Origin of the sequence: Halostella pelagica, from assembly GCF_004762015.1 — an archaeon.
Classification (GTDB): domain Archaea; phylum Halobacteriota; class Halobacteria; order Halobacteriales; family Natronoarchaeaceae; genus Halostella; species Halostella pelagica.
In genome coordinates this window covers 109,954-122,130 of record NZ_SJES01000001.1, presented here as the reverse complement: position 1 = coordinate 122,130, position 12,177 = coordinate 109,954, and the positions used below count along the sequence as shown (strand labels likewise).

At 66.0% G+C, this 12,177-nt stretch carries 14 protein-coding genes; 6 read left to right on the top strand and 8 right to left on the bottom strand.

Annotated features, from left to right (window positions below; genetic code table 11):
• Positions 1 to 30: 30 nt before the first annotated feature.
• Positions 31 to 1,773: a septation ring formation regulator EzrA gene (locus tag EYW42_RS00685; RefSeq protein ID WP_135533337.1), complete on the bottom strand. Its 1,743-nt coding sequence runs from the start codon at positions 1,771 to 1,773 to the stop codon at positions 31 to 33.
• A 131-nt stretch (positions 1,774 to 1,904) separates the two neighbouring features.
• Here EYW42_RS00685 and EYW42_RS00680 point away from each other — a divergent pair, with 131 nt between their 5' ends.
• Complete coding sequence (locus EYW42_RS00680; RefSeq protein WP_135533336.1) at positions 1,905 to 2,585, top strand: DUF47 family protein; 681 nt, start codon at positions 1,905 to 1,907, stop codon at positions 2,583 to 2,585.
• Positions 2,586 to 2,680: 95 nt separating this feature from the next.
• Here EYW42_RS00680 and EYW42_RS00675 read toward each other — a convergent pair whose 3' ends face one another.
• Complete coding sequence (locus tag EYW42_RS00675; protein WP_135533335.1) at positions 2,681 to 3,823, bottom strand: pyridoxal phosphate-dependent aminotransferase; 1,143 nt, start codon at positions 3,821 to 3,823, stop codon at positions 2,681 to 2,683.
• A 153-nt stretch (positions 3,824 to 3,976) separates the two neighbouring features.
• Between EYW42_RS00675 and EYW42_RS00670 the strand changes: the two genes are divergently transcribed.
• The 4 genes from EYW42_RS00670 (at position 3,977) to EYW42_RS00655 (ending at position 6,538) form a co-directional block, all read left to right on the top strand.
• Positions 3,977 to 5,035 carry a Leu/Phe/Val dehydrogenase gene (locus EYW42_RS00670; RefSeq protein WP_135533334.1) on the top strand — a complete coding sequence of 353 codons (1,059 nt, stop codon included), beginning with the start codon at positions 3,977 to 3,979 and terminating at the stop codon, positions 5,033 to 5,035.
• Positions 5,036 to 5,106: 71 nt separating this feature from the next.
• The gene (locus EYW42_RS00665) at positions 5,107 to 5,463 is read left to right on the top strand and encodes a nuclear transport factor 2 family protein (RefSeq protein WP_135533333.1); all 357 of its coding nucleotides are present in this window, start codon (positions 5,107 to 5,109) and stop codon (positions 5,461 to 5,463) included.
• Positions 5,464 to 5,488: 25 nt separating this feature from the next.
• Complete coding sequence (locus tag EYW42_RS00660; RefSeq protein ID WP_135533332.1) at positions 5,489 to 6,010, top strand: CinA family protein; 522 nt, start codon at positions 5,489 to 5,491, stop codon at positions 6,008 to 6,010.
• 45 nt (positions 6,011 to 6,055) lie between these two features.
• A complete protein-coding gene (locus EYW42_RS00655; RefSeq protein WP_135533331.1) occupies positions 6,056 to 6,538 on the top strand; it encodes a metal-dependent hydrolase in 483 nt (160 codons plus the stop codon).
• Positions 6,539 to 6,571: 33 nt separating this feature from the next.
• Here EYW42_RS00655 and EYW42_RS00650 read toward each other — a convergent pair whose 3' ends face one another.
• Genes EYW42_RS00650 through EYW42_RS00630 form a run of 5 tightly spaced genes read right to left on the bottom strand, consistent with a single transcriptional unit; the run spans position 6,572 to position 8,863 of the window.
• Positions 6,572 to 7,378, bottom strand: a complete 807-nt coding sequence (locus EYW42_RS00650) for a proteasome assembly chaperone family protein (RefSeq protein WP_135533330.1) — start codon at positions 7,376 to 7,378, stop codon at positions 6,572 to 6,574.
• 5 nt (positions 7,379 to 7,383) lie between these two features.
• A complete protein-coding gene (locus tag EYW42_RS00645; RefSeq protein WP_135533329.1) occupies positions 7,384 to 7,566 on the bottom strand; it encodes an RNA-protein complex protein Nop10 in 183 nt (60 codons plus the stop codon).
• Positions 7,563 to 8,363 (bottom strand): translation initiation factor IF-2 subunit alpha, encoded by an 801-nt coding sequence (locus EYW42_RS00640; protein WP_135533328.1) that lies wholly within the window; start codon positions 8,361 to 8,363, stop codon positions 7,563 to 7,565. Before EYW42_RS00640 ends, EYW42_RS00645 begins: the two co-directional genes overlap by 4 nt.
• Positions 8,360 to 8,578, bottom strand: coding sequence for a 30S ribosomal protein S27e (locus EYW42_RS00635; protein ID WP_135533327.1), 219 nt, complete (start codon positions 8,576 to 8,578; stop codon positions 8,360 to 8,362). Before EYW42_RS00635 ends, EYW42_RS00640 begins: the two co-directional genes overlap by 4 nt.
• 3 nt (positions 8,579 to 8,581) lie before the next feature.
• Positions 8,582 to 8,863: a 50S ribosomal protein L44e gene (locus EYW42_RS00630; protein ID WP_135533326.1), complete on the bottom strand. Its 282-nt coding sequence runs from the start codon at positions 8,861 to 8,863 to the stop codon at positions 8,582 to 8,584.
• Positions 8,864 to 9,092: 229 nt separating this feature from the next.
• Here EYW42_RS00630 and EYW42_RS00625 point away from each other — a divergent pair, with 229 nt between their 5' ends.
• The gene (locus EYW42_RS00625; RefSeq protein ID WP_135533325.1) at positions 9,093 to 9,359 is read left to right on the top strand and encodes an HAH_0734 family protein; all 267 of its coding nucleotides are present in this window, start codon (positions 9,093 to 9,095) and stop codon (positions 9,357 to 9,359) included.
• Positions 9,360 to 9,391: 32 nt separating this feature from the next.
• On the opposite strand, the gene EYW42_RS00620 is transcribed toward EYW42_RS00625, so the two are convergent.
• The gene (locus EYW42_RS00620) at positions 9,392 to 12,133 is read right to left on the bottom strand and encodes a DUF2298 domain-containing protein (protein ID WP_135533324.1); all 2,742 of its coding nucleotides are present in this window, start codon (positions 12,131 to 12,133) and stop codon (positions 9,392 to 9,394) included.
• Positions 12,134 to 12,177 lie beyond the last annotated feature (44 nt).

Sequence of the window (12,177 nt, the reverse complement as noted above, 5' to 3'; positions counted from 1 at the left end):
GTAGCCGTCGAACGCTTGTGTACTTCCCGGTTACTCGTCCAGGTCCGACTCCCGCTTTACCGTCGGCCCGCCGGACCCGGAGAGCGGGTTCTCGTCGTCGCTCTCTTCCAGCAACTGCTGGAACTGTTCGTCCAGGTCGTTCTCTGGCTCGTCCTCATCGACGCTCTCGGCCGCTGTCTCGTCGGTCCGAGCCTCCACGTCGTCGAGGCGATTGCCCAGCGCGGACACTTCTGTGTCGAGTTCGAGCAGCGTCTTCTCCATGCGGTCGAGTTGCTCCGGGTCGATGGCGTCCGACTCGCCGCCTCCCGTTTCCGCGGCCGGTTCCAACTCGTCGAGTCGGTCGTCGAGCGCCGTAACCTCCTCCGCGACGCGCTCGACGGTCGGGGCCAGCGAGGCCACGCTCCGCTCGTCGTCCGCGTTGCCGACGCGGTCCTCGACCGCGACAACCCTCTCCTCGACGGTGGCGACGGTCTCTTCCAGTGCGGCGATCCGGTCGGTCAGGTCCCCGACGCGGTCCGCCGTCTCGTCTACGCGCCCGGACACGCCGTCAACGTCGCCAGAGAGGTCATCCACGGCGTCCGTCACCGTGTCGACGTCACCTGAGAGTTCGTCCACGTCGCCGCTCACTTCGCCCACGGCATCTGTCACCTCGGCCACGTCGCCGGAGAGGTCGTCCACGCGACCGGAGACGGTGTCCATCCGCTCGGAAACCTCGCTCGCAGTGTCGGACACGCCGTCTACGCGTTCGGCGGTAGCGTCGACGCGCTCGGTCGTCTCGTCGACGGTGTCCGCGACCGTGTCGACCTCGTTCCGGACCGCCGCGGTTTCGTCGGCGACGGTTTCGCGCACGTCGTCTACCGCCCCGTCGAGCGTCGCCAGTCGGGTCTCCGCCTCCGCGACCGCGGATTCGACCTCTCCGAAGCGGTCGTCGAGCGCGGAGAGTTCGGCCTCGACGGCAGAGAGGCGGTCATCGAGCGCGTCATCGCCGGTGCCGTCGCTTTCGGATTCCCCGACGGCCGCGACCTCGTCGGCCAGTCCGTCGAGTCGGTCCTCTATCGCGGCGAGACGGTCTGCATCGGCCGTGTCGACGTCGGCAACTTCCTCGCTGACCTCGTCGACACGCGCGTTCAGGTCGTCAATACGCTCTCCCAGCGCAGTCGCGTCGGGCACTGAATCGGACAGCGACGCCAGTTCCGTCTCCACGTCGGCGACCCTGTCGGCGGTGTCGTCCGCGGTCGTCAGGCGCTCGTCGACATCGTCGAATCGGGCATCCATCTCGCCGAGTCGCCCGTTGATCTCGTCGTACTGGCTTTCCACATCACCGAGTCGTCCGTCAATTTCGTCGAACCGCCTCTCCGCCTCGTCGAACCGCTGTTCAAATCCGTCGAAGCGCTCGCGTAACGCGTCGAATCCGTCGTCGACGTCGGCGAGGCGGTCGGACAGGTCGTCCATGCGCTCGACGTCCGCCGCCACGTCGTCGACCCGTGACATCTCGGCTTCGAGGTCGTCGATCCGGTCCGCCACGTCGTCGAAGTCCGCGGTGCTCGCCGACAGCTCGTCGACCGCCGACCGAACCGCGTCGAGCGATTCGTCGGTCTCTGCGGCGTCGGACGCGGCCGCCTCCGCGTCGGCGATGCGGGTTTCCAGTTCGTCGATCCGGTCGGCCTCAGCAACGTCTCCCAGTCGACCGTGCGTCCGGTACGCGAGGCCGAGACCGGCCAGACCGACGAGGAGAACGAGCGCCAGAAGCGCCACTACGATCGGGTCAGGCATCGGATACAACCAGCGAGGACGGGGGCTTAAGCGTTGTCACGGTGACGGCTTGGATGTCAACTATTCCCAACCGGTGCGGCCCGGACTGATAATATAAACGACGAGGTACGTGCCGGCCGCTCTTTCGTGTGATGGCTGAGACCGTCCACGCCGACGCACTTGCAGACACCGTCACCGAATTCCTGAGCGCACTGGTCGACGGTACGGACCTGCTCCGGACCGCGGCCGAAACGTACGGCACCGACCCGGCGGCGTTCGACCGGGCGGTCGATCGCCTGTGTCGCCTGGAGTCGCGGTGCGACGAACTCGTGGCCGACATCAGGCGGTCCGTCACAGACGAGATGCCGCCGTCGTTCGCCCGACCCTACCTGTTCTCCGGTGGCCTCGTGGAGGTAGTCGTCGCGGCGGACCGCGTCGTCTCCACGGCCGAGACGGTCGCGAAGGAACTGTCGGCGATGCGGCCCGACCTCGACGACGCCGTCCTCGCGGGCCTCCGGCAGATGTCGTGGCAGGCACACGACGCCACGCGGCACCTCGCCGCGGTGTTCGAGGGGTCCGTCTTCGACGAACCCGACGAGACGGAGTTCGAGAAAAACTCGGTCGCTGACGTTGAAGACACGCTCTCCGCCGTCCGGCGGTTGGAACGCGACTGCGACGCGACCAAGTACGATCTGATCCGGCGGGCGTTCGACGGCGGGACCACGGCCGAAGCGCTAGCGGTCCGCGAACTCGTCGTGACGATGGACGAGGTCGCTAACGCGGCCGAGGACGCCGCCGACAACCTTGCCTCTCTCCGCGCAAAGGCAGTCTAATCGGAGCGACCCTCTCAAAGGGCCGTTCGAACTGTGTACCGGTATTCGCCGACGCCGGGTCGGCGAACTACCGAACTGGTTTCCAGCAGTTCCTCTCAGTCGAAGTACTCGGCGAGTCGCTCCGCGGCCGCCTCGACGTGTGGCGTGACCAGCGCGAAGCGGATCCACTCCTCGCGGCGCGTGCCGAACGTCTCACCGGGCATCCCCGCCACACCCGCCTCGTCTATCAGGCGTTTCACGTTGTCGACCGTTCCGGGGAAGCCGTCGAACCGAGCCATGACGTAGAACGCACCGTCCGGACGGGTGTAGTCGGCACCCGCCTCGTCGAGCGCCGCGGTGAACGTCCCTATCCGTCCTTCGAGCGTGCGGCGGTTCTCGGCGTAGTACTCCGCGGGGGTTTCCCGGAGGGCGTGGAGGACGGCGTACTGAGCGGGACGACTCCCGGCGACGTTGACAAGCATGTGCCGTCCCTTGGCCCGATCGACCATATCGTGCGGGAACACGGCGTAACCGACCCGGAACCCGGTGATCGCCATCGACTTCGAGAAGGCGTTAGTGACGATGCGGCGGTCGGAGTCGTAATCGAGCGCCGTGGTGAACTCGCCCGAGTAGTCGAAGTGGTCGTACACCTCGTCACTGATCAGCGTCGCGTCGACCGCCTCGGCGATGTCGACGAGTTCGCCCATCGTCTCGGCGTCGTAGACGCTCCCAGTCGGGTTGTTCGGCGAGTTGACCAGGATCATCGCCGTCTCCTCGCCCGCCCGTTCGCGCACGGCCTCGGGGTCGAGGGTGCCGTCCTCGTCCGCCGGCACGTACGTCGCGTCCCCGCCGAGCATCGTCGTCTTGCCGGGGTAGTACGGGTACACCGGGTCCGTGAGCAGGACTTCGTCCCCGTCCGCGACTTCGAGCGCGGCGGCCATCGCGAGGTAGTTGGCCTCGCCCGCGCCGTTGGTGATGACCACCTGTTCCACGTCGACGTTCCGCCTGGCGGCGACCTCCTCTCGCAACTCCCGCAGGCCTTCGCTCGGCGGGTACTGGAACCGGTCGCCGCTCAGGTCGGCGTACTCGTGCAGGCCCTCGCGGAGCGCCGCGGGCGGCTCCCAGTCGGGATTCCCGCTCACCATGTCGATGACGTCGGCGGCCGCGGCATCGCCCGCGGCCGTCCACGTCCGGTCGCTCGCCTCCGCGTCCGCGGCGTACTGCATGATGTGGAAAAACAGCGGCGTTTCGTACTCCATAGCGATCATGCCACCTCCGACGGGTTCATAGTTCGATACAGGCCAAGAGGCGACAAACCGCTTGCGGAACCCCCCAGTAACGATCGCCGGAACGCATCTGAGAGACGACTGAAGTCGGTAGAATTTTTACGGTAAGCAAAACGATTATATGATATGGTATTTGATTCGATCGGCGACGCCGGCCACGAACAGGTGTCGTATTTCTCAGACCCTGAGACGGGATTACAGTGCATCATCGCCGTTCACGACACGACCCTGGGGCCGGGTCTCGGCGGGACACGGATCCTCGATTACGACACCGAGGAGGACGCGCTAACCGACGTATTGCGACTCTCGGAGGCGATGACCTACAAGGCTGCCGCCGCGGACCTCCCGCTGGGCGGCGCGAAAGCGGTGGTCATCGGCGACCCCGACGAGATAAAGACCGAGGACCTCCTCGAAGCGTACGGCCGGGCCGTCGACTGCATGGGCGGTCGCTACCTCACCTCCGTCGACGTCAACACGACGGTCGAGGACATGGACGTCGTCGCGCGAACGACGGACCACGTCGTCGGCGCGAGCGACGGTCTCGGCACCGCCTCGCCGATCACGGCACACGGCGTGTTCCACGGGATCCGTGCCTGCGCGGAACACGTCTACGGAACGGAGACGACGGCCGACCTCGACGTCGTGGTTCAGGGTCTCGGGAAAGTGGGCCGCTCGCTCGCCGAGGCGTTGCTCGAAGACGGCGCGTCGGTGACCGTCTCGGACATCGACAGCGAGAACGTCGAGGCGTTCGCGGACTCACACGACGTGGATACGGTCGCATCCGACGCGGTGTACGAACAGTCGTGTGATATCTTCGCCCCCTGTGCGATCGGTGGCGTCGTCAACGACGAGACGATCCCGCAACTCGACTGCGACATCGTCGCCGGCGCTGCGAACAACGTCCTCGCCGAACGACGACACGCGAGCGACCTCCGGGATCTGGATATCCTGTACGCCCCCGACTACGTCATCAACGCGGGCGGGCTAATCACCGTGGCCAAGGACCACTTCGGCGGCACGCGCGAGGAAGCGTACGAGGAGGCGGCCGCTATCGGCGACCGTCTGTCGGAGATGATCGAACGGGCGGAGGCGCGCGAAACGACGGTGCTCGACGCCGCCGAGGAGTACGCCGAGGAACGGATCAACGCCGTCGAGACGACGACGCCGTCGATTTCCGCCGAGTAACTGAGACACCGAGAACCCACGGTCTGGGGCCGTCCGTGGAATCTTTACCCTCCGCAGTCGACTGTCGGACCATGGGAAACGCACGGCCGGAGCGCGTCCGAGAGTACTACCGCTACGTCGACGACGAAGCGTACGAGGACCTATTCTCGCTGTTCGCGGACGACATCAGATACGACCGTCCCGGGAACGAACCGATCGAGGGGATGGAGGAGTTCCGACGGTTCTACCTCGACGAGCGAGCGCTGGAAAACGGGACCCACGACGTTCACGCTGTCGTTCCCGATGGCGATATAGTCGCCGTCCGCGGGCGGTTCGAGGGAGAACAGGGCGGGGACACCGTCGAATTCGGATTCGCGGATTTCCATCGGTTCGACGGTCAGGGGACTATCGTCGAGCGATGGACGTACACCGACCGGGACACCGTTTAACTGCCCGCCCGCCGACCACTCACGCATGAGCGAGCAGTCGATCGAGCAACGCCTGGGCGACCGCCTGCGCGAGGCCGACCACACCGTCGCGACGGCGGAGTCGTGTACGGGCGGTCTCGTCGGCGCGGCGCTGACAGCCGTCCCCGGCGCAAGCGACTACTTCGAGGGCGGAATCGTCGCGTACGCGTACGACGCGAAACGGCACTTGCTGGGCGTTTCACGCGAATCACTGGACGAACGCGGCGCGGTCAGCGGGCGGGTCGCCCGCGAGATGGCCCGCGGTGTCCGCGATAAGACCGATGCGACCTGGGGCCTCTCGACGACCGGCGTCGCCGGCCCGACCGGCGGAACCGAGGAAACTCCCGTCGGGACGGTGTACGTCGGCGTCGCCTACGCGGGTGAGTGGGGGACGGAAACCTCGTACGCCACCGCGACGCGCCACCGGTTCGACGGCGACCGCGCGGCGGTCCGCGAGTCGACCGTCGAGCAAACGCTCGCGGACCTGTCCGCGGAACTCGACGGAGCGGGCGGCAGATCCGTCGAGTAAGGGAAACGTTTGTGCCCGTCCGGTTGTGACTCTCCGGGTACCGTCATGAACAAGCGAGGACACGTACTGAACGCGATACTTCTCAGCATCGGTCTCGGCTACCTGCTCGAACCGATCGGCGACGAGCGGACGTTTATCACTATCGTCGAGGTCGGCATCCCGGTCGTACTCGGTGCGCTCTTCCCCGACGTCGACACGGCGTTCGGAAAACACCGCAAGACACTGCACAACCTCCCTGTGCTCGGCGGGTTCGTCGCCTTTCCGTACTTCTTCGGAAATCTGGAGTTCGTCTGGATCGGCATCCTCACGCACTACGTGTTAGACCTCGCAGGCAGCAAGCGCGGCATCGCCTTCTTCTACCCGTACACGAAGGAGTACGGCCTCCCGACGGGCGTCGCCGTCAGCAGCGACCACGCGGAGATAGCGACGGTGATCGTGACAGGCGTCGAACTCGTCGCTGCCGGGCTGATACTGTATCGCGTCCCCCAGGCCGGGTTAGAGCTGGGGCGACAGATAATCGGGATCTGAGAAACGGCGGCTGCGACCGTCGCGAACGGCGCTCTATCCGATGTACCGGAGGTCCTCGTCGGTCGGGACGTCCATCGACTGCTGTTGTTCCATCTCCTGGATCTTGCTGATGACTTCCTCCATCTCGTCGGCGCGCTCCTCTAACGTTTCGTAGTCGAGTTCGAATCCGAGGAGTTCTTCGAGCGTTTCGAGGACGGCCCGGGCGCTCTTCGGGTCGACGAGGTAGCCGCTCGTCTCGCCCATCAGGCAGGCGGCGTCGAACTCGCGGCGACGGCCCAGTCCGAGCAGCAGGCCGGAAACGCCGACGATACCGCCGGCGGGTTCGTCCTCTCGGAACTCGACACCGACCCCTTCGAGGTCGTCTTTCAGGTCCTCGTTGGCCGCCGCGCCGAGGACGTCGTACTCCTCGATGAGTTCGCCGGTCGGGACGCCGCCGAGCGCGAACAGTTCGGAGACGCCGAACTCGTCGGCGATGTCGAGAAACGCCGACGACAGCCGATAGTGACCGATGTTGTCCTGCGCCTGGTGGTCGCCGGTGAGTACGAGAAGGTCCCGGCCCCCGATATCGCCGTCACCATCGTCCGCCTGCGTCTCCGACGCGTTCCCGACTTCGATGGCGTGGAACTCGGCGCAGGTCAGTTCGGCGATGCCCGCCTCGTCGATGTCGACTTGCGGTGGGAAATGTTCGGAGTACACCTGCCTGACGAGCGTACTATCGAGCTCTTCGAGAAGATGCTCGGCGGCGAGTTTGCCGACGTGCCCGACGCCGGGCAGCCCTTCGACGAGTACGGGGTCCGATAGTTCGACCTCGTCGACCGTCTCGATATCGAGTTCGTCCATACGGCTTACTCGCGGGCGCGCCGCTTAAGAGCGCGTCGGTACTCGCCGTACCGGTCTTCGGGACTGAACGGCGCTGGCGCGGAGTTCACCGCGTCTGCTCCGCAGTCGGGACAGGTTTCGGAGAGCGTGTACACCGGGCGGTCGTGTTCGGTCTCCCAGGTCGAACACACCCGGATGTCGGACCTCATTCGTCGTCGGAGCGACGCTCGCGGTGGAAGCTACCCGTGCCGCCGAACTCGGACACTCTGTCGGCGGCGCGCTGTGCGCTCGCCTCTAGCTGGTCCTCGGCCGTGTTGTAGTTCGGGGCCTGAACGCGGATGCGGTACTCCGGCGCGCCGACGTAGGTGACTTCGAGGTCGACCTCGTCGGGGACCTCTCCGTTCCCTTCGGCGGCCTGGAGACTCTCCTTGATGGCGTCAACGCCGTCGCCGTCGGGACACTCGAGGTCGACGTACCCCGTCACCTTGACGTAGGGGACGGAGACGTTCTCCCGCGCCGTCTCGACTATCGCGTCCAGTTCGTCGTCGCTGAGGTCGGTCTCTTCGAGCGCCTCCTCGCCGTGGATGGCGGCCTGCTCGAAGCCCTGATAGAGGCTGCCGTGAGCTGCGAGCAGTTCGTTGGCGATAGCGCCGTACGTCTCGTCGTCGATGTCCTCGCCGAAGGCCAGTTCCATCCAGTTGTCGGCCTTCTGCTCGTTTTTCCACTCCTGTATCTTGTCGGAGTGCTGGTGGTCGTTGACGTCTTTCAGGGACAGGTCGATCTGCTGGGATTCCGTGTCGACGTCAAGCACTTTGCAGACGACGGTCTGGCCCTCTCGGACGTGGTCGCGGACGTTCTTGATCCACCCGCTTGCGACTTCGCTGATGTGGATGAGACCGCGCTTGTCCTCGTACTCCTCGAGGTCGACGAAGACACCGAAGTCTTCTATCTCGTCTATCTTGCCGACGACGAGCTCCCCGTTTTCGGGCCAGCCGCTGAACTTCATCGTGCTTCGACCGCCTCGTCAGCGTCCGACTTGCTGCTCGACTCGCGGTGCTCGACGGTGTCGACGACCTCGCCCTCGTAGTTGGCCTTCCCGCCGGTCGGCCGTGCGAGCGTGTGACCGCAGACGGCACACGACACTTCGGTCGAGGCCTTCTCGAAGACGGTCTGTTCGTTCTCGCAGTCCGGGCATCGTACGGTGTGGAAGCTTCCTGGCATGGTTTAGTCGGTAAGTTCGAGTCGTCCGGCGCGCCATCCCTCGCGGAGGTGGGCCTGGCCGCAGTCGCCGCAGCGGTACTTCAGGTCCGTCTTCTTCGTGGGCTTGTCCCCACCGGGGACTTTCGAGAACCGACCGCGGTTCCCGATCCCTTTCTCGCCTTCCTTCTGCTTCCGGTCGTCCCACTTCATACCGGTGGAACGGCCGCCTCGGACCTTCTCGACTTCGTGTTCGTTGTGTTCGTTACAGTGCGGGCAATACGTGTTGAAACGTCGAGGCATCTCCATAGATATCTACCTTACGGGCAGTTACGGAGCGTCGTTTAAAACCCGTTTGGTTCGTGTCGGCCAACGGTGCAGACGTGCGGTCACGTCGCCGTCAGGTGTCGGGCGTACAGTCGCGTTTTCACGCACTGATAGCACGATTGCGTGTGGTCTGGAGTGTGACGAATTGGAAACGCTCCTACAATTGCGCCCCTTCGAAGCGCTTAATGGGATATCCTCCGAACACGTGCGCATGAAGCGACTCATCGTGTCGGGTGACCCGGGGATCCGCAAGGACGCCATCATCGAGTACGACGGCGAGGAGCAGATCGTCTTTCAGATCAACCGGCAGGGCGAGTGGCACGGTCCCGAAGAACCGCAGATCTGGTGTATCATCGGAACCGAGGACGAGCGAGAGGCCTTCGAGACGCGCGATTACATCCCCCACTGGCTCGACGTCGAACGGATCGAATCCGAGGCGTTAGACGTCGTGAAAGCCAAAAGCGACCTCTCTGTCTGAGCCGTTCGCTCGGTCGAAACAGCGGCAACACTCTACGCTACGGAACTATCAGTGCTCTCTTGCAGTTCCGACTGGTCCACCCGGAAGATGACGACGAACGGGTACTCCTTCGCTTTCGTGATTCCCGGGTCTTCGTGGAGGTCCCGCGTCCCGTAGCGCTGGCGCTCCTCCGGGCCCATGTAGATGTACGTGACGTCGTACTTCCGGAGGAGTGCGGCGCGGTCGGCGGCGGACCCAGTGTAGATCGTCTCGACCTCCTCAACGCGCTGTCGGTACGGTTCCGCGCCGCGATAGCCGACCTCGTGGTTCCAGCCGGCGACGGTCGGCAGTCCGGTGAGACTCGACGCGGGGTTCGCCCACTCGTAGATGGACGTGCCCGGCGCAGAGACGATGTGGGGCTGACCCTCCCGCTCGTCGAGCCACGCGATGGCGGCCGCTTCTTTCGCGTGGTGGTCGGCGACGTACGCCGTTCCGTCCAGCGTGGGGTCTTCGGTGCCGCTCTCGAACTGGGTATCGACGACGAAGCCGCTGTACAGCGACAGCGACACCAGCAGGACGACGGCGAGCAGCGACGCCGTCGCGCCGCCGGCCGTCACCTCGACGGTCGGGCTGCCGCCGTCTGACGATTTTTCTGCCGCTCCGCCGGCCGAGCGGCCCGCGCTCGGAACGGCCGTCGCCGCACGGTGCCACAGAGCCCGGATCGCCGCGACCAAGGGTGCCCGTTCGGCGAGCATGACGCCCGCAGCGGTCCCCCAGAGTATCCACACCTGTATGTAGATCTTGAACACAGTGTTCAGCCGACCGGGCCCGGCCTCCTCGACAACGTAGACGAACTCGACGAGCGTCGCCAGACCCAGTGCGCCGACGAGCAGGGCCGTCTCGTATCCGACGTCGCTCTCGGTTCGAAGCAGTATCCAGGCGACCAGCAAGACCGGACCGAACAGCGCCACGGCGGTCAGTTCGTACGGAGCCGTGACGAGAAAGAGGACGGCGACGGTCACCGCAAACAGCGTCGGTAACCGGTCCTCGATGCCGTCACGGGCGAGCAGGTACGTCACGGTGACTGCGAGAAACGCCCCGTGGACGACCAACAGGCCCGCCGCGTTGCTCCGGTTCTCTGGGAGGAAGCCGACGCTCCGACCGCTCGCGGTCCCCGTGAAAAACGGAAGCGCGAACAGCACGCCCAGCGCCGTGACGGCGGCGGCCGCGGCGACGGCCGTTCCGACGCGGACCCCCTCGGAGCGGAGCGGGGAACCCCCGCGGAGCCGGTCGACCGCCGCCTCGGCGCGCCGGGGGAGTAGCGACGCCGGGTCGGCCGGCGCGAACGTCAGCGCTATCCACGTCAGGCCGCCCACTGCGGGGAAGCTCCACGTGTTGATGACGGCGAGTAGACCGCCGAACGCGGGCACGGCGAGAAAGACCAGCGCGCGGCGACGGCGTTTCTCCGCGGCCGGGGTGAGCCAGTACTGGAACAAAAGCGCCGCGATCAGCAACAGGAACGGCGTGCTGACCATGTGCGCGTGGAGGTCGCCGTTGCGGAAGGCGAAGAAGGGGAACTCGTTGATGAAATGCCACTGGTCGCCATCGACGACCCGCCGGTCGATGATCCGACTGGCCGTCCAGTAGTAGAACGAATCCGGGCCGGCGGCGACGCTCGGGCGCTGGGCGACCTCTAGACTGGCGACCGAGGCGAGCAGCTCTCCGGCCGCTCCCGGTAGTTTCCACACCAGCAGTCGGAGTGGCGTCGAGAGATTACTCGCCACCGCGACGAAGACGACGGCGAACGCACCGGCGGTCCGGGGCGAGCGTTCGCGTGCAGCCGCGATGGCGCGTGCGAGTCCGTAGACGGTCGCCGCGAGCGTCCCGTAGACGCCGGCGAGCGCGAGGTTGTACGCGTACCGCGCGGGCGTCGCCGTTAGTTCCGTCAGTAGCGCGGCGAGCATGTGGCCGCCGTAGTAGTATTTCACCGGTTCGCCGGCGAACCACATGTCCTCCGGCGGGAGCGCGCTCGACCGGAGGAGCGACTTCAGCAGTCCGAAGTCGAGGAACTTCTCGCCGCCGCCGGGTTCGATGACCGGGTTGACCCCCCGGAGAGCGACGAGGAGGCCGAAAGCCAGGGTGAAAACGACGACTATCTCCCCGTACACCCCCCAGTTTACAGTGACACCCCGGTGCAATGCCACCGCGGAGCCGACCCCGATGACGAGAATCCCGGCGGCCAGCGCGACCGGCCCGAACGTGACGTGTCCGACCCAGTAGCCGACCACGCCGAGGAGCGCCAGGGCGAACGGGAGAGCGATTCCCGCGCCTCGGTCGGCAAACCGGTCGAACACGAGCGCGGCGACCGGGAGCGCGAGCGCGCCGAGGCCGAGGAACGCGACGTACCAGCGAGCGATGTATCCGGTCTCTAGACGGAGGAAGTAGCGGGCGACGCGCTCGTCCGGCCACGCGCCGGTCAGTCCGGCGATAAGCGCGACGACGGCCAGCCCGACGAGCGCCGGCTGGAGGTGCCGTACCCAGTCGTCGAGCGCGTCCGTTCGCGCGGCCACGCCGGCACAGAGCGCGAGCACGCCGACGGCGGCGACGAACGCCGGCCACGCCAGAAGCGACAGGCCGAACCAGTAACAGAGCGCCGCCACGGCGACTGCACTCAGCGCCAGACCGGTTGCTTCGTCGTTCGACAGTCGCCGGTACAGCGCGACGAACGGACGCCCGACGGCGACGCCGAGGGCGACATAAACCGCAATCCACGAGAGGACCGCGACGTACTGCATCACTCCGGAGAATGTAGGCCTCCGTGTAAACCCTTTCTCTTAGT

Coding starts and splice junctions, on each gene's coding strand:
- EYW42_RS00660 (WP_135533332.1), top strand. CDS start 5,489: ATGAGCGAGCAGTCGATCGAGCAACGCCTGGGCGACCGCCTGCGCGAG.
- EYW42_RS00645 (WP_135533329.1), bottom strand. CDS start 7,566: ATGAGGTCCGACATCCGGGTGTGTTCGACCTGGGAGACCGAACACGAC.
- EYW42_RS00655 (WP_135533331.1), top strand. CDS start 6,056: ATGAACAAGCGAGGACACGTACTGAACGCGATACTTCTCAGCATCGGT.
- EYW42_RS00670 (WP_135533334.1), top strand. CDS start 3,977: ATGGTATTTGATTCGATCGGCGACGCCGGCCACGAACAGGTGTCGTAT.
- EYW42_RS00675 (WP_135533335.1), bottom strand. CDS start 3,823: ATGGAGTACGAAACGCCGCTGTTTTTCCACATCATGCAGTACGCCGCG.
- EYW42_RS00640 (WP_135533328.1), bottom strand. CDS start 8,363: ATGAAGTTCAGCGGCTGGCCCGAAAACGGGGAGCTCGTCGTCGGCAAG.
- EYW42_RS00685 (WP_135533337.1), bottom strand. CDS start 1,773: ATGCCTGACCCGATCGTAGTGGCGCTTCTGGCGCTCGTTCTCCTCGTC.
- EYW42_RS00650 (WP_135533330.1), bottom strand. CDS start 7,378: ATGGACGAACTCGATATCGAGACGGTCGACGAGGTCGAACTATCGGAC.
- EYW42_RS00630 (WP_135533326.1), bottom strand. CDS start 8,863: ATGGAGATGCCTCGACGTTTCAACACGTATTGCCCGCACTGTAACGAA.
- EYW42_RS00665 (WP_135533333.1), top strand. CDS start 5,107: ATGGGAAACGCACGGCCGGAGCGCGTCCGAGAGTACTACCGCTACGTC.
- EYW42_RS00635 (WP_135533327.1), bottom strand. CDS start 8,578: ATGCCAGGAAGCTTCCACACCGTACGATGCCCGGACTGCGAGAACGAA.
- EYW42_RS00625 (WP_135533325.1), top strand. CDS start 9,093: ATGAAGCGACTCATCGTGTCGGGTGACCCGGGGATCCGCAAGGACGCC.
- EYW42_RS00680 (WP_135533336.1), top strand. CDS start 1,905: ATGGCTGAGACCGTCCACGCCGACGCACTTGCAGACACCGTCACCGAA.
- EYW42_RS00620 (WP_135533324.1), bottom strand. CDS start 12,133: ATGCAGTACGTCGCGGTCCTCTCGTGGATTGCGGTTTATGTCGCCCTC.